Origin of the sequence: Peptoclostridium acidaminophilum DSM 3953, assembly GCF_000597865.1 — a bacterium.
In the GTDB taxonomy this organism is placed as follows: Bacteria; Bacillota; Clostridia; order Peptostreptococcales; family Peptostreptococcaceae; genus Peptoclostridium_A; species Peptoclostridium_A acidaminophilum.
The window spans coordinates 40,675-63,062 of record NZ_CP007453.1; the positions used below are offsets into that span (position 1 = coordinate 40,675).

At 46.2% G+C, this 22,388-nt stretch carries 20 protein-coding genes and 2 riboswitches; of the genes, 11 read left to right on the forward strand and 9 right to left on the reverse strand.

Going from position 1 to position 22,388, the window contains the following annotated elements; all coding sequences use genetic code 11:
• Positions 1–12: 12 nt before the first annotated feature.
• The 6 genes from EAL2_RS11125 to EAL2_RS11150 form a co-directional block, all read right to left on the reverse strand.
• Entirely contained in the window at positions 13–1,833 is a 1,821-nt protein-coding gene (locus tag EAL2_RS11125) for a HAMP domain-containing methyl-accepting chemotaxis protein (protein ID WP_084481229.1), read from the reverse strand.
• 630 nt (positions 1,834–2,463) lie between these two features.
• Positions 2,464–3,294 (reverse strand): MetQ/NlpA family ABC transporter substrate-binding protein, encoded by an 831-nt coding sequence (locus tag EAL2_RS11130; RefSeq protein WP_025436463.1) that lies wholly within the window; start codon positions 3,292–3,294, stop codon positions 2,464–2,466.
• 32 nt (positions 3,295–3,326) lie between these two features.
• A complete protein-coding gene (locus EAL2_RS11135) occupies positions 3,327–3,986 on the reverse strand; it encodes a methionine ABC transporter permease (RefSeq protein ID WP_025436464.1) in 660 nt (219 codons plus the stop codon).
• Positions 3,961–4,989, reverse strand: coding sequence for a methionine ABC transporter ATP-binding protein (locus tag EAL2_RS11140; RefSeq protein WP_025436465.1), 1,029 nt, complete (start codon positions 4,987–4,989; stop codon positions 3,961–3,963). Before EAL2_RS11140 ends, EAL2_RS11135 begins: the two co-directional genes overlap by 26 nt.
• A gap of 111 nt (positions 4,990–5,100) precedes the next feature.
• A riboswitch (SAM riboswitch) is annotated at positions 5,101–5,204 on the reverse strand.
• Positions 5,205–5,286: 82 nt separating this feature from the next.
• Positions 5,287–7,518 (reverse strand): EAL domain-containing protein, encoded by a 2,232-nt coding sequence (locus EAL2_RS14905; RefSeq protein WP_025436466.1) that lies wholly within the window; start codon positions 7,516–7,518, stop codon positions 5,287–5,289.
• A 35-nt stretch (positions 7,519–7,553) separates the two neighbouring features.
• Positions 7,554–9,275, reverse strand: a complete 1,722-nt coding sequence (locus EAL2_RS11150) for a methyl-accepting chemotaxis protein (RefSeq protein ID WP_025436467.1) — start codon at positions 9,273–9,275, stop codon at positions 7,554–7,556.
• Positions 9,276–9,920: 645 nt separating this feature from the next.
• Here EAL2_RS11150 and EAL2_RS11155 point away from each other — a divergent pair.
• The 9 genes from EAL2_RS11155 to EAL2_RS11195 all read left to right on the forward strand — a co-directional run bounded on the left by EAL2_RS11155 (position 9,921) and on the right by EAL2_RS11195 (position 18,751).
• The gene (locus EAL2_RS11155) at positions 9,921–10,547 is read left to right on the forward strand and encodes an IS607 family transposase (RefSeq protein ID WP_025436468.1); all 627 of its coding nucleotides are present in this window, start codon (positions 9,921–9,923) and stop codon (positions 10,545–10,547) included.
• The gene (locus EAL2_RS11160) at positions 10,525–11,646 is read left to right on the forward strand and encodes an RNA-guided endonuclease InsQ/TnpB family protein (RefSeq protein WP_025436469.1); all 1,122 of its coding nucleotides are present in this window, start codon (positions 10,525–10,527) and stop codon (positions 11,644–11,646) included. Before EAL2_RS11155 ends, EAL2_RS11160 begins: the two co-directional genes overlap by 23 nt.
• A 200-nt stretch (positions 11,647–11,846) precedes the next feature.
• Positions 11,847–12,272, forward strand: a complete 426-nt coding sequence (locus EAL2_RS11165) for a hypothetical protein (RefSeq protein WP_025436470.1) — start codon at positions 11,847–11,849, stop codon at positions 12,270–12,272.
• Positions 12,273–12,400: 128 nt separating this feature from the next.
• Positions 12,401–12,499: riboswitch (SAM riboswitch) on the forward strand.
• A 107-nt stretch (positions 12,500–12,606) separates the two neighbouring features.
• On the forward strand, positions 12,607–13,506 hold the full coding sequence (metF, locus tag EAL2_RS11170) for a methylenetetrahydrofolate reductase [NAD(P)H] (protein WP_025436471.1): 900 nt from the start codon (positions 12,607–12,609) through the stop codon (positions 13,504–13,506).
• Between the two features lie 23 nt (positions 13,507–13,529).
• Positions 13,530–14,201: a vitamin B12 dependent-methionine synthase activation domain-containing protein gene (locus EAL2_RS11175; RefSeq protein WP_025436472.1), complete on the forward strand. Its 672-nt coding sequence runs from the start codon at positions 13,530–13,532 to the stop codon at positions 14,199–14,201.
• On the forward strand, positions 14,191–16,572 hold the full coding sequence (locus EAL2_RS11180) for a homocysteine S-methyltransferase family protein (protein ID WP_025436473.1): 2,382 nt from the start codon (positions 14,191–14,193) through the stop codon (positions 16,570–16,572). The genes EAL2_RS11175 and EAL2_RS11180 overlap by 11 nt, the downstream gene beginning before the upstream one ends.
• Before the next feature lie 266 nt (positions 16,573–16,838).
• A complete protein-coding gene (locus EAL2_RS11185; RefSeq protein ID WP_025436474.1) occupies positions 16,839–17,648 on the forward strand; it encodes a nitroreductase family protein in 810 nt (269 codons plus the stop codon).
• A gap of 40 nt (positions 17,649–17,688) precedes the next feature.
• Entirely contained in the window at positions 17,689–18,297 is a 609-nt protein-coding gene (locus EAL2_RS11190) for a DUF5052 family protein (protein ID WP_025436475.1), read from the forward strand.
• Positions 18,298–18,445: 148 nt separating this feature from the next.
• Positions 18,446–18,751, forward strand: coding sequence for a Dabb family protein (locus EAL2_RS11195; RefSeq protein WP_025436476.1), 306 nt, complete (start codon positions 18,446–18,448; stop codon positions 18,749–18,751).
• 140 nt (positions 18,752–18,891) lie between these two features.
• Here the strand turns inward: EAL2_RS11195 and EAL2_RS11200 are convergent, their stop codons facing one another.
• Positions 18,892–19,533 carry a lactate utilization protein gene (locus EAL2_RS11200; protein ID WP_025436477.1) on the reverse strand — a complete coding sequence of 214 codons (642 nt, stop codon included), beginning with the start codon at positions 19,531–19,533 and terminating at the stop codon, positions 18,892–18,894.
• A gap of 158 nt (positions 19,534–19,691) precedes the next feature.
• Here EAL2_RS11200 and EAL2_RS11205 point away from each other — a divergent pair, with 158 nt between their 5' ends.
• A complete protein-coding gene (locus tag EAL2_RS11205; RefSeq protein ID WP_025436478.1) occupies positions 19,692–20,276 on the forward strand; it encodes an HD domain-containing protein in 585 nt (194 codons plus the stop codon).
• A gap of 11 nt (positions 20,277–20,287) precedes the next feature.
• Complete coding sequence (locus EAL2_RS11210; protein ID WP_025436479.1) at positions 20,288–21,055, forward strand: hypothetical protein; 768 nt, start codon at positions 20,288–20,290, stop codon at positions 21,053–21,055.
• A gap of 184 nt (positions 21,056–21,239) precedes the next feature.
• Here EAL2_RS11210 and EAL2_RS11215 read toward each other — a convergent pair whose 3' ends face one another.
• A complete protein-coding gene (locus EAL2_RS11215; protein WP_025436480.1) occupies positions 21,240–21,512 on the reverse strand; it encodes a hypothetical protein in 273 nt (90 codons plus the stop codon).
• A gap of 366 nt (positions 21,513–21,878) precedes the next feature.
• A complete protein-coding gene (locus EAL2_RS11220) occupies positions 21,879–22,124 on the reverse strand; it encodes a hypothetical protein (protein WP_025436481.1) in 246 nt (81 codons plus the stop codon).
• Positions 22,125–22,388 lie beyond the last annotated feature (264 nt).

Consider the following 22,388-nt stretch of genomic DNA (forward strand, 5'->3'; position numbering starts at 1 on the left):
ATTATCCTCGAATCATATTTTGAATTTGTTTATATCAGAATGAAGCTTTTGAGATATGCTGCTCAGCATCTCTGTGTTGTTTTCAATCTCAACGATCGCCGCCGCCTGCTCTTCCATAGAGGCTGACGTCTCTTCTGTCGATGCTGTTGTTTCCTGTATGAGCGACGATATCTGGTCTATGGAAATAACTATGTTTTCCTTGCTCTGGTTAACATCTTTGGTATGCTCCTTGACTTTCTCCACAGACGATGAGACCATGCCAATAAGTTTTGAAGTGTTGTTGAATACGTCCTTTGTCTTGCTCACTGCGTCGCCTTGCTGTCTTACTATGCTTTCGACATCGCCCATGGTGATTACAACAGACTGGGCCTTGCCTTCGATTGTGTTGACCATTTCGTTGATGTCCTTGGCGGCTTTTTCCGTTTCTTCAGATAGCTTTCGTATCTCCTCTGCGACTATTGCAAAGCCTAGCCCCATCTCCCCGGCTCTTGCAGCCTCTATGCTTGCGTTGAGGGCCAGAAGGTTTGTCTGGTTGGCTATCTTGTTGATTAGTATCACGGTCTGCTCGATGTTTCTAAGGTGGTTGTACATGTCGTGGACTTCTGTGTTTACCTCTTTGGAAATCTTTATGTTTTCAGCCATGTTTGAGTCCAGGTTGTCTATGATTTCTATTCCGTTCTGGCTCAGCTCGCTTGTTCTGTGGGAAAGCTCGAGCATGCTTGAAGCCAGGTTGTCTGTTTCAAATATTTTGTCGCCAAGTGCATGCGCCATTCCAGTGATGACCTCGGAATTCTTGGCCTGATCCATAGAAGCGGCTGCAACCTCCTCAACAGCCTGTGCAACGCAGCCGATGGCTTCTGAGGATTCCCTGGTTATGGTTAGCAGAGTCTGGGAAGAGCCACTAATCGTGTCCGCCGAATGCTTTACGCTGGATATGAGGCTTTTGAGTGAAGCCTGCATCTGCATGATTGAATTTGATATCTGGCCTATCTCATCTTTAAAGCACGTGTATTTCTCCGGTATGCATCCTGTCAGATCGCCGTTTGCTATTGTCTTCAGCTGGCTGTTGGCGGCTGAAAGAGGCTTTGTTATTGATGTTGTTATGAAGTATGTAAGCGCAGTGGCGCAAAGCAGTGCAAGCGCTATGGCTGCTATTATGTTTCTCGTTACACTGGCGCTATCCAAGTCGTTTTGCCTGTTTACTGCGTTGGCGGCTTCCACGTTGTAGTCTGCAAGCTTGTCAAGATAGTCCTGATATTCGTCGAGCTGGCCTTTTGTAGACATGAAGAGAGATAGCGCTTCATCTCTATTTCCCGCCTTTGCAAGCTCAAGTATCTTCTTGTGAGTGGGGGAGTAGTCTTCCCTCAGGCTTTTGAAGCGGCCTAGCGTTTGGACTTCGAATTCGTCAAGCCTGCTTTTTTCATACTGCGAAATTTCGCTTGAGAGCTTTTCGCTGTAGGCAGAAATGTTGTCCAGCATTTTGCTCCTTTGGGAATCCGAAAGAGTGTCGAGGTTTGCAAGGAGCAGCAGCATATCTGATTCCACCGACTTTGCACACATCTTGGAGTTTTCCAAGTTGACTATTGGCTTTAGCCTGTCGTTGAACATGCTGCTCATGTCGCTGCATGCCTTTGAGTTGTAGAAATACCCTGTTGCGCCTACGATAAGTATGAACGCTATCATTGCTGCTGAGAAGATGATAAGTTTGTTTTTCATCTTGAAATTGTTTAGCATACAAATCCCCCATTTTAATAATTGATTTTGGAAAATATAGTTTACGGCCGCATTAATAGGTATCAATCCGGCAGGACGAGCGCTTTTAATATACGGCATACAATATACATTGTCCTCGAAAAAGGTTCTTAAAAAAACAAAAAATGACAAGCGAGCCTAAACAAAAGCTGTAATGTCATTTCACTATGATGTCAGATTCTTGAGTTGTATGAATAGAGTATTTCATGCCGGACCGCATTAATATGCAAAGGCATTGAAAACCCATTTGAGCCAATTAATGTGTTTTTTGTAAGACAATAGTACTACAAAACAAATATACCCTAGTTTTGGCCTAAAATCAAGAAGAATTTGGCGAGATCAATAAAAATTTAACAAATAAAAAGTATGTGAATATAGACGCGGTTTATAGGTGGAATGATTACATATTTACTCGAAGTGTATATATATAACAATTATGCCGGTAGAATATTCCGAAAAATCAACTATAGGGAATAAGATAATGCATATTACCTGTAAAACGAAAAGGCTTCAGGGTATATCCAATGGTAACAATGTACAATGCCAAGGTTGGAGTTGGAACCAAAGTGCAGCCGAATATTTCTGCAATTCTTGAAATTGCAATCTAGTATGATTGGAACTGGCAATATTGGCATTAAAAAAGCGAATCCAACGGATTCGCTTTTGAGTAGTTTGCTGTCTTGAAACTGGCATTTGCAATATTGACTCTGCTTAGAATGCAGGTATTATTGAGCCCTCGTATTTTTCCTCTATGAACTGCTTCACTTCAGGAGAGTTGAGAACTTCTATAAGCTTAACGATTTCAGGTCTCTTCTCATCGCCTTTTCTTACTGTAACTATGTTGGCGTAAGGCGAGTCTTCTCCCTCGGCGAAGAGCGCGTCTTTTACAGGGTTGAGTCCGCCTTCAAGAGCGTAGTTTGTGTTTATAACCGCGAAGTCAACGTCATCGAGAACTCTTGGAAGCTGGGCAGCTTCAAGCTCTGTGAATTCAAGGTTCTTTGGATTTTCGACTATGTCCTTTGGTGTCTGGTCAAGCGCGGCGGCATCCTTAAGCTTTATAAGGCCATTAGATTGCAGCAGCAGAAGCGCTCTGCCTTCGTTTGTAGGGTCGTTAGGTACTGCCACCTTGGCTCCGTTTGCTATTTCGTCGGCGCTAGCTATCTTCTTTGAATATACGCCCATAGGCTCAACGTGCACCTTGCCTGCCGAAACTATCTCAAGGTTGTTCTTGGCTGCGAATTCCTCCATGTAAGGCACGTGCTGGAAGAAGTTGGCGTCCAGCGCGCCGTCTGCAAGTGCGAGGTTAGGAGTGTTGTAGTCTGTGAACTCTGTGATTTCAAGCGTTATGCCTTCCTTTTCAAGCTGAGGCTTTATGAATTCAAGAAGCTCGGAGTGCGGCAGCGGTGTTGCGCCCACAACTATTGTCTTTGTTTCAGCTGAATCTGCCAAGGCCGATTTGTCGGCTTCCTGTTTTGGGGAGCATCCTACTAGTAGTGCTCCTGTTAGTAGTAGTGCTGTTGCTAGTTTAAGTACTTTGTTCATCTTTGTTGCCTCCCATTTTGTTTTTTGTTTTTCTATCTTTTATCAAATTTCAAGGCCAGGAGATTTCCACCGGCCTGTATTGCCTGGACTATTACTATGAGTACCAGTATTGTGGCTATTAGCACGTCGGTTTGGAACCTCTGGTAGCCGTATCTTATTGCGAGGTCGCCTATGCCGCCTCCGCCTATTGCTCCGGCCATAGCTGAGTAGCCTAGTATGTTGATTATTGTTATTGTAAGCCCGAGTATCAGTGAAGGCAGCGCCTCAGGCAGCATAACCCTTGTTATTATCTGAAGCCTTGTGGCCCCAAAGGCCATAGAGGCTTCGATTATACCCCAGCTGACCTCCTTGAGTGAGCTCTCAACTACCCTGGCCGCAAAAGGTGCGGCTGCTATCGAAAGCGGTACAATGGCCGCTGTAGAGCCTATGCTTGTGCCCACGATAAATTTTGAGAGCGGGAATATGGCTATTATTAGTATTATGAATGGAAGGGACCTTGTTATGTTCACTATGATCCCCAGCGCTTGATTGAGCTTTGGCATTGGCATTATGTGGCCTTTTTCTGTAATTACGAGCAGCACTCCCAGAAGGAAGCCTCCTATTGCAGAAAACAGTGTTGAAAAGAACACCATGTAGAGCGTCTCGGCAAGCGAGGGCGCCATAAGGCTAAACAGCCTTTCTAATTCTATCATCGCTTATCACCTCCACGTTTACTCCTCTTTGCACCAGATAGTCTATTGCAGATTTCACATCGACTGCATTCCCCTTCAAGGATATCAGCAGGCTGCCTATTGTGTGTCCCTGTATCTTTTCAAGGCTTCCGGTGAGTATGTTGACTGTTACCGCGGCAGTGCGGAGCATGTCGGATATGACTGGTTCAATCGCGCTTGCGACTGTGTACTTCAGCCTTGCAAGCACTTCGCCTTTTGAAAGCTCGCTCAATATCTCATCGATTCCCTCGTCCTCCGAGAGCAGGAACCTTTTGGCTGTCTCGCTCTTTGGCGAGGATATGAGCTCGAATGTCCTGTTTTCCTCTGCTATTGTGCCTTTTTCGAGGACTGCGACTCTGCCGCATATCTTCTTTATAACGTCCATCTCGTGGGTTATTATGACGACTGTTATTCCAAGTTTCTCGTTGATGTCCTTTATCAGCGAGAGTATTGAGTCGGTGGTGCTCGGGTCGAGCGCCGAAGTGGCCTCGTCGCAGAGAAGCATGCTCGGATCGTTGGAGAGCGCCCTGGCTATGCCGACTCTTTGTTTTTCGCCGCCCGATAGCTGCGAAGGGTACGAGCCGGCCTTGTCTGTGAGGTTTACAACCTCCAGCAGGCTCTTGACCTTTCTATCTATGTCGCCCTTGCTCTTGCCGGAGAGCTTCATCGGGAATGCGATGTTGTCGTAAACTGTCGAGTTCATCAGCAGGTTGAAGTGCTGGAATATGATGCCTATCTTTTTTCTCATTTCCCTTATGCCCTTTTCGTTGAGTTTTGTCATGTCGACGCCGTCTATTATGACGCTGCCGCTTGTTGGTCGCTCGAGCATGTTGATGCATCTAAGGAGCGAGGATTTGCCGGCGCCTGAGAGGCCTATTATGCCGTATATCTCGCCGTCTTCAATCTTCAGGCTGATGTCTTTTATGGCGGTGAACTCGCCCTTGTCGCTTTTGTAGACCTTGCTGAGCCTTTTTATTTCTATCAAGTAAGCCACCTCTTTCTAGTATGTAGTATACTGCATAAAAAAAGCCTCCTTCAGATGCGAAGGAGGCAATAAAAAAAACCCTCGAAGAAAGAGGGTTAGAGAATGCTTCACAACTCATCTTTCAGCCAATTCGCAGCTGCAGGATTTAGCACCGCGCACTTCGTGCCGGTTGCCGGGTTTCATAGGGCCAGTCCCTCCACCTCTCTGGATAAGGTATTGCTGTATCAAGTTTTTGTTGTTGCCTAGAAACGAGTATATGGGATTATATTTTTTTTGTCAAGCAAATTTCGAAATTTTTTATGAAAAATTATCACCAACAAGCTCGAGCAGGCTTTCAAATGGAAGCGGCTTGCTGAAGAGGTACCCCTGGTATTCGTCGCAGCATTTTCTCTTTAGATAGTCTAGCTGCTCGGGTTCTTCTATGCCCTCTGCGATTATTTTGAGTCCCAGGCTTTTGGCGAGTACTATTATGAATTCAACTATGTTCTCATGCTTTGTATCCTGGAATAGCTTGTCCATGAAAATCTTGTCGATTTTCAGGAAGTCCAGGGGCAGGCTCATCAGATAGTTGAGCGAGGAGTAGCCCGTGCCGAAGTCGTCAAGCAAAAGCTTTATGCCTCGGCTTCTTATGAGCTCCAGAGTCTTTATTGATTCGGCCAGATTTCCAAGCACTGCATTTTCGGTTATCTCGAGCTCCAGGAGCGAGTGGTCGAGACCGGAGTTGAAAAGAGCGTCATCAAGTATATTTAGTAGCCCCGAGTCTTCGAACTGTTTTGGCGAGAGGTTGACTGAAACGGGCAGGGGATACCCGGCGTCGCACAGCTGCTTGGCATGGGCACAGGCCTTATGCAGCACAACCTCTCCCACTCCTGTTATGAGTCCCGAATCTTCGGCTATCGGTATGAACTCGTCGGGGCGGATGCTTTTGCCGTCACAGTCAAACCATCTTACAAGTGCTTCAAGTCCTACAATACTTCCGGAGGAGGAGTCTACACGCGGCTGGTAGTAGACCTGCAATTCGTCTGAAAGCAGGGCCTCGCGCAGCTTAGTCTCCATCAGGAAATCGCGCGCTGTCTTGTTCGAGAGTTTTTCGTCATAGAACCTGTAGCCGTTTCTGCCGGAGAGCTGCACGTGCTCGAGCGCCATGGCAGCTTTTTTTATTAGCTCGCCCGGATTTTTCGAATCCTCAGGAAAACGTGAAATGCCCATGCTGCCCGACACGAACACGGGACTACCCTTTATCTGCATGGAGCTTTTGAAAAGTGACATGGTCTCTTTTGCAAGCAGCTCCCCCTTCCGGCAGGAGGCAGGCCCCTTAACTATAAGCACAAACTCTGTGCCCTCCCATCTGTATATGCTGTCATACCTGTGAGCCGCGAGGCTAAGCCTTTCTGACACTTTTTTTGCAAGCATGTCTCGGCCTCTGTGGCCGAGTGCGCTGCTTATGCCCTTGAGGTTGTCTATGCTGAAAAAGGCTACGGCGAATTCTTCGCCTGCAGTGCACAGTTTTCCGAGGTCGTAGTCGAGTGATTGCTTGTTTTTGAGCCCTGTAATCTGGTCGTAGTAGGCCAGCTTTTTTATGAGCTCGTTTTTTTGCTTAATCTTGCTGCAGTCCTTCTGCAGTTTCCTGTTTAGCTCTACAACCTCGCTGTATGTGCTCTCGAGCTCGCGTCTGGCCCTTGATGATTTCCTCTTGAATATGAGTGCCATAACGCAGGAGAGGAGTGTGGCTCCAAGCAGCGAGTAGAGGGATATTTTGGACCAGTACGGAAGCTGCTTGCTCTCCTGGGTTGGAAACCATCTGCTGGAGGCTTCGTAGAATTCGGAGAAGGGGTATTTTTTCATGCCAAGAAGCGCAGAATCGAACCGTTCAATGAATTCGCTGTCGACATTTTTTGAAAAGCCATATTTCATCTGCACCGGGCTGAATATTACGGGAGTCTCCTTGAAGCTTACCGGGCGGTCTGCTTTGTGTTGACTTATTGCAAGCTTGTTGAGTACTCCGGCGTCGGCTGAGCCGTTTTCTATCATGCTTATGACCTGCTCGTAGGAATCGGCCTTTACTATATGGGCGGACACCTTGAACATGTCAAGCTGTTCCATGAAATTTTCGCCGTATATGTCGTCCTCGAGCACGGCGACTCTTTTTTCACTCAGGGCGAATATTGTGTTTATGTCATCGAGCGGTTTTGTTATCACTATGCCCCAGTTCTCCATAAGGGATTCTTTTGTGAAGTTCATGAAATTGTCTCGCTCCGGCGTCTGGATCACATCCACGAGTATGTCGATTTCTCCGCTTTTTATTCTGCTTATGCTCTCGGAGAAATTGCTGTGGCTGTATGTAACGTCAAAGCCCTGTTGCCTTGCTATTTCTTCAAGGACGTCTATTGCAAAGCCTTGCGGCTTGCCTTTTTCGCCCTTGAAAACCAAGGGCTTGTCCTCGTAAGTGCCAACTCTAAGCGTTTGGGCAGAGCAGATGTTGCTTGTAAGCAGCGTCAGAATTATTAGAAAAGATGCGATGAATCTCATTTTGCTTCTCCTTTGGCCGGCTTCTGCCGTCTTTACTACATCCTGAATTTGTTCACGTCTTCCTGGAGTAGCTGGGCTATTGACCCCAGTTCACCTGTGTGGTTTTCGACCTCCTCCATTGCGGCGGCCTGTTCCTCCATTGATGCTGAGGTCTCTTGAGTTGCGGCTGTTGTCTCCTGTATTAGTGATGAAATCTGGTCGATGGCAACTATTATTTGTTCCTTGTTTTCATTTACGTCCCTTGTATGTTCCTTTACCTGTTCTACCGAGGCTACGACTGCGGCAATGAGCTCCGCAGTGTCGATGAACACTTCTTTAGTGCTGCTTACGGCATTGCCCTGCTGCACCACTATGCTTTCGACATTCTCCATCGTGCTCACAACGGATTGTGCCTTGTCTTCTATCGTACTTACCATTTCTTTGATATCTTTGGCTGCTCTTTCAGTCTCCTCGGAGAGCTTTCTTATCTCGTCGGCTACTATGGCAAAGCCCATGCCCATCTCTCCGGCTCTTGCTGCCTCGATGCTTGCATTGAGCGAGAGCAGATTTGTCTGATTTGCTATCTTGTCTATCAGAATTACTGTCTGCTCTATGGTCTTGAGGTAGTTGTACATGTCGTTGACTTCAACATTTATTTCCTTGGATACCTTCATGTTTTCGGCCATTTTAGAGTCGAGCATGCCAACTATTTGCATACCCTTTTGGCTGAGTTCGCTAGTCTTTTGGGATAGCTCGATCATATCAGAGGCGAGTATGTCCGCATGGGCTATCTTGTTTCCAAGCTCATGAGCCATGCCTGTTATTATGTCCGAATTTTTAGCTTGTGTCATGGAACCAGATGCAACCTCCTCCATTGCATTGGCTACGCAGTTTATGGCTTCAGAGGATTCGGTGGTTATGGTATGCAGTGTCTGTGAAGATTCTTTAATGGTGTCGGAGGAAGATTTTACACTTGACAAAAGATTTTTTAGGGAGTCCTGCATGTGTTCTATGGATCTTGACATTTCGCCTATCTCATCTTTGAAGGCGGTGTATTTTTCGGGGATTGATGTGCTAAGATCCCCATCTGCTATGGTCTTGAGCTGTAGGTTTGCTACTGTAAGCGGTCTTGTGATTGATATTGTTATGAGGTATGTAAGTGCGGCTGCGCAGACAAGAGCAAGGGCTATGGCGGCCGCCGTGATTTTGGCGGCGTTGGCGCTTTCTATGTCGTTTTGCCTGTCAACGTCGGCTGCGGCTTCGACGTTGTATTTTGTAAGCTCTTCGAGGTAGTCCTGGTACTTGGCTAGTTGCTCCTTCTTAGCTCTGAAAAGATCTGCGGCTCCTGCTTTGTCGCCTGCCTTTGCAAGCTCAAGAACTTTGTTTAGTGATTCCACGTACTCGGATCTTGCTTTCTTGAATTCTGAGAGTGTCTTGGTCTCGAAGTCATCAAGCCTGCTTTTTTCGTATAGGGCCATATCGCTTGAGAGGTTTTCGCTGTACAGCTGTATATTGTCTATACTCTCATCTACTTGCGAAGGAGAGAGAGTGTCGAAGTTATAGAGCAGCGAGAGCATAGACGTCTCTATGGATTTGGCGTGCAGCTTTGAGTTTTCCAGGTGTACTATCGGTGTCAGATTGTCGTTGAACATGCTGCTCATGTCCTTGCTTCCCTGGGCGATGTAAAAATACCCCAGCGCTCCTACGGTGAGTATGAATGCGATCATTGTTGATGCGAAGATAAGAAGTTTGTTTTTCATCTTGATATTGTTTAGCATGGTGTATTCCTCCCTGTTTGTTTAATATTATCGATTGTAATGGGCCGTGAATCTATGTGACTCATGTTAAGCTGTGTTAATTTTTCGAAAGGCCGTGTTAAATTTCCAGAAAAAATTAATGCATTTTTATAAGGCTGCGGAGTATGCAATATGTACAGCAGCCGGAAAGCACGGCCTGCGGACTTGAGATTCCGAGCAAAAAAAATGACAAAAATAGCGTGGAATCAAGCTTTTTGTCGTTAACCAAGATGCATTCGATTGTTTTGGCGTTTTCAATTTCAAGGCTCCGAAGATATGATAATTGTATAAAAATATAATGCGGATGAGCGTGTTGGTATTTATTTAACACATAAATCACATAAATATTGTTTGGAGATTTACATATTTGGGTATGGTAGGCTCAATGACCAATATACCCCATTTATGTGAACAATTCAAGTGTAAAAGCTAAAGATATTCAATTGAAATATTTTATAGGTATCCATTTCCAAACGAAGCTTTGCATAGGCGGCTATTTTCTGGGTAACAATTAACTATATGAATTAAAAGGGGGGTAGTAACAGTCGATAAGAATTTATAAAAATCTATAAAAATATACTGCTTTTTTATATGCATCTCGCTATAATTATAGTTGAGGTGATGTAAGTGAAATACTATGCAATAGGTGAATTTGCTGCATTGATAGGAAAAACACCGCAAACATTGAGGGATTGGCACAAGAAAGGTTCGTTTATGCCCCATCATGTTACAGAAGGTGGAACAAGGTATTATTCTCAAGAACAACTAAATCATTTTCTTGGCATTAAAGGAATAGAAGCTAAGCCTAAGCAAGTAATTGGATATTGCAGGGTCAGTTCGCCCAATCAGAAGGATGACTTGGAGCGACAGATTGAAAATGTCAAATCATATATGATTGCCAAAGGCTATCAATTCACGGTCATTTCAGATGTCGGAAGCGGAATAAACTACAACAGAAAAGGACTAAATCAACTTGTAGACATGATAACCAACTACGAGGTCGAAAAAGTGGTAATCCTATACAAAGACAGGCTGCTAAGATTCGGATTTGAACTCATAGAAAGCTTGTGCGTTAAGTATGGCACTGTTATCGAAATTATCGACAACACCGAAAAGATCGAGGAGCAGGAACTTGTTGAAGATTTAGTTCAGATAATCACAGTCTTTAGTTGTAAGCTTCAAGGCAAAAGGGCTCACAAGGCGAAGAAAATGATTAAGGAGTTGCTTGAAAATGATAATGGGTGTGAAGGTTAGGCTCCATCCAACAAAGGAGCAAGAACAAACATTATGGAAGTCGGTCGGAACAGCAAGGTTTGTCTATAACTGGACACTTGCAAGACAAGAGGAAAACTACGCAAGCGGCGGCAAATTCATATCAGACAATGATTTGCGAAAAGAAATAACCAAGCTAAAGCAAGACGAGCTGCCGTGGCTGAAAGAAGTGTCAAACAATGTAGCCAAGCAAGCCGTCAAAGACGCTTGCGATGCCTACAAGAAATTCTTCAAAGGGCTTTCTGGCAAGCCGAGATTCAAGAGCCGCAAAAAATCCAAACTATCCTTCTATAACGACAATGAAAAACTTAAAATCAAGGAATCTTCGGTTTTGATTGAAAAAGTTGGTTGGGTCAGTATTAGGAAAAATTCAATCCCTATAGGCATAAAATACTCAAATCCGAGGGTGAGCTTCGACGGCAAGTATTGGTTCATATCCGTCGGCATAGAGAAGGAACAGCCTAAAGAAAAGCTTACTGGCGAAAGCATAGGCATAGATGTGGGAATAAAAGACCTAGCCATATGCTCAAATGGAATGAAATTCAAAAACATCAACAAGGCAAAAGCAGTTAAAAAGCTTGAAAAAAGGCTATGCAGGTTACAGCGTAGGGTATCTCGCAAATACCTAAAAAATAAGAAGGGAGTTAAGTTTGTCAAAACTTGTAATATCATAAAAATCGAAAGGGAGATTAGGCTTTTGCATAGGCGGTTAGCCAACATCAGAAGCAACCATAATCACCAAACAACGAATGCGATAGTGAAAACCAAGCCAAGCAGGGTTGTTATGGAGACCCTTAATATCAAGGGAATGATGAAAAACAAGCATCTGTCAAAGGCTATAGCTCAACAGAGCCTGCATGAGTTCAAAAGACAAATTCAGTACAAATGTGCCTTTGGCGGCATTGGGCTTGTAGAAGCCGACAAGTGGTATCCATCATCAAAGACCTGTAGCGAGTGTGGTCATATAAAATCAAAGCTTTCACTATCCGAGAGGACATATAACTGTGAAGGATGCGGCTCTGTAATAGACAGAGACCTCAATGCAAGCATTAACCTTAGCAGATATGAATTAGTAGTCTAATCACCAAACGATACTACTGATATGTACCATTCGTTGTATGGGAATTTAAGCCCTTGGACTGTTACACCAAACCAAAGTAGCATGCTTCACCGCAAAATGGGACAGGATGAATGGGGAATTAAACAAAAATCTTGGATTTTTGAATCTTCTTTAGATTTTTATAGATTTTTGGCAACGGCTGTATCATGGGCGGATACGACATGAGCACAATAATAGACGGGCTTGAGAAGTTCCATATCGAGAAGATACCGTATGCAATATTCGAAGGAAATGTCCTGCATGACATCGAGAATGTGATTCTGGGCTTCAACGTCCAGATGAGGGGATATGGCGTGAAGGGCAAAAGGGACCACATGCTTGCTGTGATAATACAAAGCACTGCCGATTTGGAGATTGGAAAAGCGCAGGTGCGCGAGGGCTTCAAAAGGCTAATTGTGCAGAAGGTGGGCCGCATTCTTTCAGAGTTTGGAATACCGGTTGACGAGAACGGCGTGAGGATCTACTACTACAAGAATACGGGCGATGAGAGCAAGAATGTTTGGGAGCTTGGATTTTCGGGCGAAGAGCTTGTAGTGGCAGACACGCACAACAAGGATTACGTGCGTTTTTTCAATAAGCATGAGTAGCATTTAGCCGGAAGGATAAATGGCATACTGGCATAAGCTACAAAAAATATTGCAATTTGCCGACAATTTAGTTGACAATTGGGCTGTATGCAAATATAATCTTTTATAACAGTTAAACAGAATATGGATTCTTATCAAGAGTGGCGGAGGGACTGGCCCTGTGAAGCCCGGCAACCTGCAGTAATGCAAGGTGCCAAATCCAGCGGTTTTCGGCCGGAAGATGAGATTAAAGCAGACGCTAAAGCTCTTTCGAATGTCGAAAGGGCTTTATTTTTTTACTTTTATTCAAAAAATATAAATATAAAGAGACGAAAGTTACAAGGGGGAAATAGAAATGCTGATAAGCGAAAAAATAAAAACAAATCAACCGACAGTTTCATTCGAGATTTTTCCACCGAAGCCCGGCTACCCGGTGGACACAATATACGACACTATAGACAGCCTGAGTGATCTGAATCCGGATTTCATAAGCGTGACCTACGGGGCGGGGGGGAGCACAAAGGACACTACTGTAGAGATTTCATCGCTGGTCGAGCAAAAGCACAACATACCGGCGCTGGCGCATCTCACATGCCTTACATCCACAAGGGATGAAATAGACGGCATACTAGACAAGCTTGAAGCCAACGGGGTCAGGAACATACTCGCCCTCAGGGGCGATGTGCCTCAAGGAAGTTGTGCAGTCGATTTTTCAGACAGCATGTATTCGCATTCCGGAGATCTTGTGCAGCACATAAAGGAAAGGGGCGGTTTTTGCATAGGGGGCGCCTGCTATCCTGAAAAGCACAAGGAGAGCAAGAATGCATGGGACGACATTGTGCATCTGAGGGAGAAGGTGGACCAGGGTCTTGATTTTCTAATAACTCAGCTCTTCTTCGACAATGAGCTCTTCTACGGTTTTGTTGAAAAAGCCGGGAGCATGGGCGTAGACGTTCCGATTTTGCCGGGAATAATGCCTGTTATGAACTTAAAGCAGGTAAGCAAGATTGTAAGCCTCACAGGCTGCTCTGTACCCAAGAAGTTCCTGAGAATCATTGAAAAATACGAGCATAATCCCGAGGCTCTCAAGGAGGCGGGCATGGCTTACGCCGCATCGCAGATAATAGACCTGCTTGCGTGGGGAGTTCCAGGCGTGCACATATACTCTATGAACAAGGCCGAGGAGACAAGAAGGATTGTAAACAGCATATCCACTATAAGAGGCACTCAGAACAGAGATTGCAGCAAGCTTTAGGAATGGAGAAAGGCGGAAAATTAATGCAAATTGATAGAAACGAGGTCCTAAGATATTTAAGGTGCTATAACGAGGAGCTGCTTGACAGCGCCATATTAAACATGGTGGACGAGTGCATAGCTGAAATAGGGCAGATTGCCAGGGAGTCTTCCACGTACGCAGTGTTTGAAATAAGCGGCAGGGGCGAGGAGCATGTGGAGCTGGGCGGCGCCGGGATTGTGCTGCGGGGCAGGAGCATAGCTGAGCACCTTGCGGACTGCGATACATGCGCCGTTATGGCGGCTACTCTCGGGGGCGAAGTTGACAGAAGGATAAGGACTTATTCCAAGACCGACCTTACAAGGAGCATAGTGCTTGATTCGTGCGCCACAGCCGGAATCGAGTCGGTATGCGACATATGCGAGGAGTCTATAAAGCAGCTGGCCAGTGAGCAGGGCTACGGCACGAATTTCAGGTTCAGTCCGGGTTATGGCGACATGCCCCTGGACGTGCAACCACAAATACTGAGGGCGCTGGATGCATACAGGAGGATTGGGCTCACCGTGACTGAAAGCCTCATACTCGTGCCGAGAAAATCGGTGACGGCCATAGTAGGCTTTACAAAGAACAAAGAGCGTTCAAGGCGTACATGCGCTATATGCAGCATGAACGGCAAATGTGAATACCAAAAGAGGGGGATGACTTGTGGATCTTAGGAAGTTTTTAGAGGATAGAATTCTGATATTTGACGGAGCTATGGGCACAATGCTGCAGAAGAAGGGTATAAAGCCGGGAGAGCTTCCGGAGAGCTACAACATAGAAAAGAGCGAGATAGTCTATGAAATCCACAAGGAGTATATAGACGCAGGAGCCGACGTTGTGACTACTAACACCTTCGGGGCAAACAGACTGAAGCTCTCCGGAAGCGGCTACTCTGTGGAGCAGGTTGTAAAAAGTGCTGTGCAGGTTGCAAGACGCGCAGCCGGCGAGAAGTTTGTAGCGCTCGACATAGGTCCTATAGGCCAGATGATGGAGCCTATAGGGTTGCTCACATTCGAGGAGGCCTACGAAATATTCAAGGAACAGGTAATTGCAGGCAGCGATGGAGCTGACTTCATACTGCTTGAGACGATATCGGACCTTTACGAGGCCAAGGCGGCTGTGCTTGCAGCCAAGGAGAACTCAAGCCTGCCGGTGCTTTGCACTATGACGTTCCAGGAGAACGGAAGATCGCTAAACGGCACGGATCCCCTTACTATGGTAAAGGTGCTTGAAGGCCTTGGCTGCGACGCTGTGGGAGCCAACTGCTCCCTCGGGCCTGAGCAGATGCTGCCTATAATAGAGCAGATAGTATCAGCCGCGAGCATACCTGTTATGGTGCAGCCCAATGCCGGACTTCCGAAGGTAAGAGACGGTGAGACTTACTATGATGTGAGCGCGCAGGATTTCGTATCTCAGGTGAGGAAGATGGCCGACATGGGAGCCCTGGTGCTGGGAGGCTGCTGCGGCACGAGTCCTGAGTTCATAAGCTGCCTGAGGGCGGAGCTGGATGGTGTAAAACCGCTGCCGCTTGCTGAAAAGAGGCTCTCGTGCGCATGCTCATCCTCCAGGACTGTGGAGATAGGCAAGGGAGTTACAATAATAGGGGAGAGGATCAATCCGACAGGCAAGAAGAGGCTCAGGGAGGCCATAAAGGCCGGCGAGCTTGACTATATAATATCGGAGGCTGTAAGGCAAACCGAGACTGGGGCGCAGGTGCTCGACATCAACATGGGCGTGCCGGGCATAGACGAGCCGGATGTCATAAGAAGGGTGGTTAAGGAGGTTCAGTCAGTAGTTGATGTGCCTCTCCAGATAGACAGCTCCAATCCGGAGGCCATAGAGGCCGGCATACGGGTATACAACGGAAGGGCTATAATAAACTCTGTAAATGGCAAGAGGGAGAGCATGGATAAGATATTCCCAATAGCCAAAAAATACGGAGCATCAGTCATAGGGCTTACTCTCGATGAGGACGGCATACCAGCCACTGCCGAGAAGCGTGTCGAAATAGCCGACAAGATAATAAGCACAGCCAAGGAATACGGGCTCTGCGAAAACGACATCATAATAGACTGCCTTGTGCTTACGGCTTCAGCCCAGCAGGCGGACGTAATGGAGACGCTAAAGGCCATACCGCTTATAAAGGAAAAGTTCGGCGTGAAGACTACGCTAGGCGCCAGCAACGTATCGTTTGGCCTTCCAAAGCGCGAGATAATAAACGCGACATACCTGGCAATGGCGCTTTCGTATGGTTTGGACGCCCCTATAACGGATTCCACGCTCGAGAGCAACATGCAGGTTATAAGGTCCTTCAGGGTGCTCACCAACTATGACGAAAGATCAGAGGCATATATAGCGGCCTACGGCGGCGAGCAGGCGGCGCAGGTGGCGGCTCCGCAAGCTGCAGGCGAAAAAAGAAGCATTTCGAGCATCATCATAGCGGGAATGAAGGATGAGGCCTACACTTCGGCCAAGGAGCTGCTTTGCGAAAGAGAGCCCATGGAGATTGTCAACGAGGAGCTCATACCTGCACTCGACATAGTGGGCGAGAAGTTTGACAAGGGCGAAATATTCCTGCCCCAGCTCATAAGGTCGGCCGAGACTGTGAAGATGGCTTTCGAGGCTGTCAAGGAGCAGATAATAAGCAGCGGCAGCGCAAGTGTCTCAAAGGGCAGGGTTATACTTGCAACAGTAAAGGGCGACATACACGACATAGGCAAGAACATAGTCAAGATACTCCTTGAGAATTACGGCTTCGACGTGATAGATCTAGGCAAGGACGTGGATCCCAAGCTTGTGGTCGAGACCGCAAGGAAGGAGGGCGTTGTGCTTGTAGGCCTAAGCGCGCTCATGACGACTACGGTAAATAACATGGAGGAGACTATAGTCGACATCAAAAGCCAGCTTCCGGGCTGCCAGGTTATGGTCGGCGGAGCAGTGCTCAATCAGGAATACGCGTCTGCTATAGGGGCTGATTTCTACGCAAAGGATGCAAAGGGAGCCGTTGAGATAGCAAGAAGCGTTTTCGGTGCAAGTCAGGAATAAATAGAGGCTAACACTCGTGGCTTAAGCCATGGGCAGTTGGCAGCATGCTGTTTAACATGAAAAATGAGTTTTATGATCTAGGCCCCGGAGCATGCTGCAAATTCCGGGGCCTTCTTATGCCTTTCCTGCATGTTTTAGATAAGTCAAAAAGTGGTATATCATAATTAGCAGGACTGACAGGATTGACACCGCAAAATTACAGACTTGGAGAAAGCAGGCTGCAATATTTTAAGTGAACTTGCTCTATATGTTTTGGAGGTGCGAAATTGGAAATTCCGGTGAACAGGTGGCATGAGGCCATTGAATACAGAGGCTCGAGAAGGAGCTTTGAGGACACGGCAATAAGTATGGAGGACGCCAGGGCGCTCGAGGAGCTGTGCGAAAGAATCAGCGGAAATACTGGTGACATCCGTCTTGTGTTTGCACAAAATGGGGTCGACAACGTATTCCGGGGCGCACTTGGAAAAAATATCGCAAGGATAATTAGGCCTTCGGCATACGTAGCCCTCATAGGGGACGCCAAGGCTCCTAACATACAGGAAAAGCTGGGATATGCGGGCGAATGCGTGGTGCTCGAGGCGACATCGCTCGGCGTCGACTCGTGCTGGATAGGCGGATTTTTCAGCCAGGAAGGAATAAGGGAAGAAATGGGAATAGATCAGGATGAGTTCGTACCTGCGGTAATAGCGCTCGGCTACGCCAACGAAAAAAAGAGCATCTCAGAAAAGCTCATAAAGGGGATATCAAAAAGCCATTCACGAAAGGACATAGACAGCATAAGCACCGGTCTCCCAAGGGCTGAGTGGGCTGAGTGGGTCAAAAGCGCCGTTGAGGCTGCAAGGCAATCGCCGTCCGCTGTAAACAGGCAGCCATGGAGGTTTGAAGTGGGCGAGGACTATATAAAGGTGATGCTTGACACACCAGACAACAGCTACAGCATATCAAAAAGGCTGGACTGCGGGATAGCCATGCTCCACATTGAGCTTGGCGCCAGGTACATGGGCGCCGTAGGTAGTTGGAGGTATCTGGAGCAGCCTGAGGTTGCAGTGTACGAGGTGGATGAGATCAGGCTGTAAGCGGCTATGAATATAAGGCTGAAAAGGAGAGGGAAATGGAATGAGAAAAATAAAGCTTGTTATTCTGGGAATCGTGAGCATGGCATTGCTCAGCGGCTGCAACCTGGCGCAGAAGGAGTTCGGTGAGGTGGAGAACACCTTCAAGGGTAGGGAGGCCGTAATACAGACCTACGACGAGGAGAGCAACATAATAGACCAGGTAAGGGGCAAGTCGATAAGCGTGACATCAGAGGACAAGTTTGCAACAAAGGATACGGAGGGCAATATTACACAGGAATCCTCGGTCATAAGCCTGACTGTCGGGGGCAAGTCAATGGTGCATGTCGGCAGCAGCCTTATTGTTTATGAAAAGGGCCTCGTTGACATTTTTAATGAGTACTCGAAGACTGTCGATGTAAAAAATACGGACAGGTCTATTCCGTTTCTCAACAGGATGATAAACGACATGAAGAACATTACAACAGGCAAGAGCAAGATAGTTCTCATAAGGTCACAGTCGGGCAAGCCATTGGCAACATTTGCCGGGGAAAACGTGAGCTATTTCGCCACTGAGATAGACAAGTCAACAGGCATTATAATAGACGGCAAGCACCTCTTTGTATACAGGTGCGACTACACCATATACGACGCTGAGCTGCTGGGGAATTAGACAAATGCATACTAGGGACAAATATTTTCCTATTTGCAAGGGAGACTCAGCGATGGTAATCTAGTGTATATGGCTAAGCGTGCAGAGGACTGTAAAAAATCAAGAAGGCAGTTTTGGCGCGCTGAATTAATATTGCGGAGGTGCGGATATGGTAAGGCATATTGTAATGTGGAAGCTTAAAGACAGCGCGGAGGGCAATGGCAAGGCGAGAAACGCGCAGATAATCAAGGAGAGGCTCGAGGGGCTAAAGGAAAAGATAAGCCAGATAGAGGAGATCGAAGTTGGAATAAATTCGGACGCATCTCCTGCAGGCAACTACGATGTGGTGCTTGTAATGACCTGCAAGGATTTCGCGGCGCTCAAGGAGTATGCTGAGCATCCTGACCATGTTGAGGCCGGAAGCTTTGTAAAGAAGGTTGTAGAGGCGAGAGCTGCCGTAGACTACGAGTATTAATAGAGCCTTCTGAGAAGGTTCAGTCTTGGCAAGTACAGCAGCAACATGATAGGCATATTTATAATATAATGAAGTAAGTCCCTGAGACCTTGGAAGCTGTGCCAAGATTTCAGGGACTTTTTGTCTATGTGAGCAAGGGATTAGTAACCAAGCTCCTTGTCGATTATTATGACGTGCATTCTGTCGTTTGCCGGCTGTTTTTTGATGAGCACGTAATCGTTGCATATCCTGTCGGGGCGATTGCAGTTTGTGCAGTAGCCAAGCTCGGCGCAGGGAGTTTTTCTGCTTAGCCTTCTGGCGTTTGCCGGCGCTGCTGTGCTTCTCAGCCTTTCCATGGCTTGCTGCTCGTCTTTAACTATTTTGTTCACTCCGGCTATCACTATAACCTTGTCGGGGCCGTAAATCATGGCGGCTACTCTGTTTCCGTTGCCGTCGACATTGAAGAGCTCTCCGCTTTCTGTTATGGCGTTGGAGCTTGTAAAGTAGGCGTCTGCCGAAAAGCTTTTTCGATATATGTCCTTTATGTCCTCGGGAGTAAGCCCCTCCGCATATCTGTCAAGGAAGTTATATCTTCCGCTTCGCAGATGGTCGATTATTCCGGCATCAAAGAGTGTCATCGAGCCTCCAACCGAGACTGTGCTGCCATCTTTCACGAGCTCCATGATTTTTTCTATGGCCTGCTCGCAGGTTTGAACGTTATACGCGCTGATGTTGTTCCGGCGAAGGTTGTCTATAGTTCTTTTTACCCTTTCACTTATAACCCATGTCAAATTCTTATCCATAATGCCCTCCTTTTGTTCAAAATTACTGAGTATGTGATATATTTAGATTATACAACAATAGACAGGCTGATGGGAGACTCAAAATAGAGGCTTGTTGCCGGATGCGGCAGCTTCGGCAGAGTCAAAACCGTAAAAAGCCGCGGCAAGGAGAGTACATAATGGACAGACTAAAGAAACAATTGAATTTTATAATGGAGGTAGACAAGCTAAAGGAGATATTCAGGCAGTCTATAGTATCGAGCGGCTCAAGGCGGGAAAATGACGCAGAGCATTCATGGCACATAGCGCTAATGGCAATACTCCTTTCAGAGCATGCCAACGAGCGAGTGGATGTGCTCAGGGTAGTAAAGATGCTGCTCCTGCACGATATAGTCGAGATAGACGCGGGAGATACGTACAACTACGACGAGGAGGCTCTCCTTGACAAGAGGCAGAGGGAGGAGGCGGCCGCAAAGAGGCTTTTTGGCCTGCTTCCAGATGACCAGCGCGACGAGTTCATGGAGCTATGGGAGGAGTTCGAAAGGAGAGCCACTCCGGAGTCCAGGTACGCGGCGGCGCTCGATCGCCTTCAGCCTATGCTGCTCAACTACATGACAAAGGGCAAGTCGTGGATAGACCATGGGATAACATCAGAAATGGTATTCAGAAAGAACAGGCACATAGAGGAGGGCTCAGAGGCCCTTTGGGGTTTCACAGAGGATATGCTGGGCGAGTGCATTGAAAGGGGATATTTGAAAAAATAGGAGGCGATAGTGTGAAGCATATCATAGAGGAGAGGATTGCGGATTTTGTAGGCGGATACGCTATGCGTAAAAGCACGCTGACAAGGTGGCAAAGACCGATTGTTGCGTATGCAGGCGCAGACGATGCACTCTTTGAAAAGCTCAAGGATGCGGTTGGTCCGGACCACATGATGCCCAGGGACTTCATGGAGGATGCCGCCACAGTGATTACTTATTTTCTGCCTTTTGAGGAGAGCGTAGCAAGGAGCAACATAGACGGCAGATTCAGCTCGTGGGAGTGGGGCAAGGCTTATGTTGAGACAAACGAGATGATACTGGAGCTCAATGCCTATATAAAGGAGTTAGTCGAGGAGCTTGGGCACAGGGCGGCGCTGGTGCCGACGGCCCTGAATTTCACAAAGGACCGGCTAATTAGTGATTGGTCCCAAAGGCACGTGGCGTATGTTGCGGGCCTTGGCAAGTTCGGCTTAAACAACATGCTGATAACAGAAAAAGGCTGCTGTGGCAGGATAGGCAGCGTGGTTACCAATATGAGGCTTGAGCCGACTGATCGCAAGGAAGCGGAGGCTTGCCTCTACAAACAGAGCGGAAGCTGCAAGCTGTGCGTAGGCAGATGCATTAACGACGCACTGTTTGAGGACGGCTTCGACAGGGAAAAGTGTTACGAGATGTGTGTGCTGAACATGGACAGACTGAAGGAAGCCGGCCATGCCGACGTGTGCGGCAAGTGCACTGTAGGGCTGCCCTGTTCTTTCAAGGATCCTGTAGGGCAGCCATAATAAAAGAAATAAAAAAGCCTGAAGGTCTGTATCGAAATACCTTCAGGCTTTTGCGTTTTTGTAGTCAAGCTGAGTATTTTGGGGAATTAAAGTTTCGAATAAGTCCTTTGCAATCAATGATATTTTTATAACTATGCTATATTTTTTATATGTAATTGAATATATTGTTTGATAGAATATTCGATTAGCTGCACTGCAACAGTTTTGTACTTTCAGATATGTTGGATTCTGATGTTTCGGTAGCAGTTATGTACTCCACGTCACACTGGTCGCAGTATAGGTTCCATTGGTAGTAATCTTTGATCATTTCTTTGCATTCGCCGCATTCACAGCACTCTACGCCTCCTGCGTATTTGTCTGAAACGCCGCATTTGACGCATGGATTTAGCTTGATATGCTCCTTGCCCCTTATCTCTCCTGGTTGTCCGCATATAGGGCATTCGTTCCAATATTTCATATATATCCCTCCTTAAACCAAGTTGTTTGTTTTTTAACAATACATCCTATATATATATTACCACCATTTTGGATAAATATCACTATTAACTTAATGTTTTTTTTAACAAACTTTATCTAATGTTCGCATAATAAAACAATATGACATACTATATAAGGGCGGGCTCACATGCTCTTATGCTGATCTGGCAGGATATGGGGAATTTAAACAAATAAATAGCCTGGAGGCGGTTTTTGAAATCCGTTTCCAGGCTTTATTGTTTTATGTTTTCATTGATATTAGTCGAATAAGCAGAATGATTCCTCTTTCAAACGGTCCTTTATTTGTAATTGGACTCTTTATGTGAGATGTTTTTTAATGTAGATACTAGCTGCACTGAAGCAGTTCTGATTCAGTTGCGGCTATGTATTCCGTATTGCAATGGTCACAGTGAAGATGCCATTGATGATAGTCCTTGACCATCTGCCTGCAATCGCCGCATTCACAACACTCTACGCCCCCTGCGTATTTGTCTGAAACGCCGCATTTGATGCATGGATTAAGTCTCACATGCTCTTTGTCTCTTATCTCCCCTGGTTGTCCGCATACAGGACATTCTTTCCAGTCTCTCATATTGTTTTCCCCCTCGAATTAAGCCTTTGTATTTATATAATACATCTTAGATATATACTATCATCTTTTGAGAGAAATAGCACTACTATTTTTATGTTTTTTTATATAAAATATCATAAATATTTAAAATGCAAGACAATGTGACATACTATATGGCGGAAACGCTTGCCTATAAAACAGTTGAAAGAGTCTGAAAATTAGAAATGTTTTGACAAAATACATTATTTTTTGTAAAATAGAAATACTTTATCTTTATTCGAATAC

Excerpts from the sequence above, each read along its gene's own strand:
- EAL2_RS11125 (WP_084481229.1), bottom strand. The coding sequence starts at position 1,833 with ATGCCGTATATTAAAAGCGCTCGTCCTGCCGGATTGATACCTATTAAT.
- EAL2_RS11130 (WP_025436463.1), bottom strand. The coding sequence starts at position 3,294 with ATGAACAAAGTACTTAAACTAGCAACAGCACTACTACTAACAGGAGCA.
- EAL2_RS11135 (WP_025436464.1), bottom strand. The coding sequence starts at position 3,986 with ATGATAGAATTAGAAAGGCTGTTTAGCCTTATGGCGCCCTCGCTTGCC.
- EAL2_RS14905 (WP_025436466.1), bottom strand. The coding sequence starts at position 7,518 with ATGAGATTCATCGCATCTTTTCTAATAATTCTGACGCTGCTTACAAGC.
- EAL2_RS11150 (WP_025436467.1), bottom strand. The coding sequence starts at position 9,275 with ATGCTAAACAATATCAAGATGAAAAACAAACTTCTTATCTTCGCATCA.
- EAL2_RS11160 (WP_025436469.1), top strand. The coding sequence starts at position 10,525 with ATGATAATGGGTGTGAAGGTTAGGCTCCATCCAACAAAGGAGCAAGAA.
- EAL2_RS11165 (WP_025436470.1), top strand. The coding sequence starts at position 11,847 with ATGAGCACAATAATAGACGGGCTTGAGAAGTTCCATATCGAGAAGATA.
- metF (WP_025436471.1), top strand. The coding sequence starts at position 12,607 with ATGCTGATAAGCGAAAAAATAAAAACAAATCAACCGACAGTTTCATTC.
- EAL2_RS11175 (WP_025436472.1), top strand. The coding sequence starts at position 13,530 with ATGCAAATTGATAGAAACGAGGTCCTAAGATATTTAAGGTGCTATAAC.
- EAL2_RS11190 (WP_025436475.1), top strand. The coding sequence starts at position 17,689 with ATGAGAAAAATAAAGCTTGTTATTCTGGGAATCGTGAGCATGGCATTG.
- EAL2_RS11195 (WP_025436476.1), top strand. The coding sequence starts at position 18,446 with ATGGTAAGGCATATTGTAATGTGGAAGCTTAAAGACAGCGCGGAGGGC.
- EAL2_RS11200 (WP_025436477.1), bottom strand. The coding sequence starts at position 19,533 with ATGGATAAGAATTTGACATGGGTTATAAGTGAAAGGGTAAAAAGAACT.
- EAL2_RS11205 (WP_025436478.1), top strand. The coding sequence starts at position 19,692 with ATGGACAGACTAAAGAAACAATTGAATTTTATAATGGAGGTAGACAAG.
- EAL2_RS11215 (WP_025436480.1), bottom strand. The coding sequence starts at position 21,512 with ATGAAATATTGGAACGAATGCCCTATATGCGGACAACCAGGAGAGATA.
- EAL2_RS11220 (WP_025436481.1), bottom strand. The coding sequence starts at position 22,124 with ATGAGAGACTGGAAAGAATGTCCTGTATGCGGACAACCAGGGGAGATA.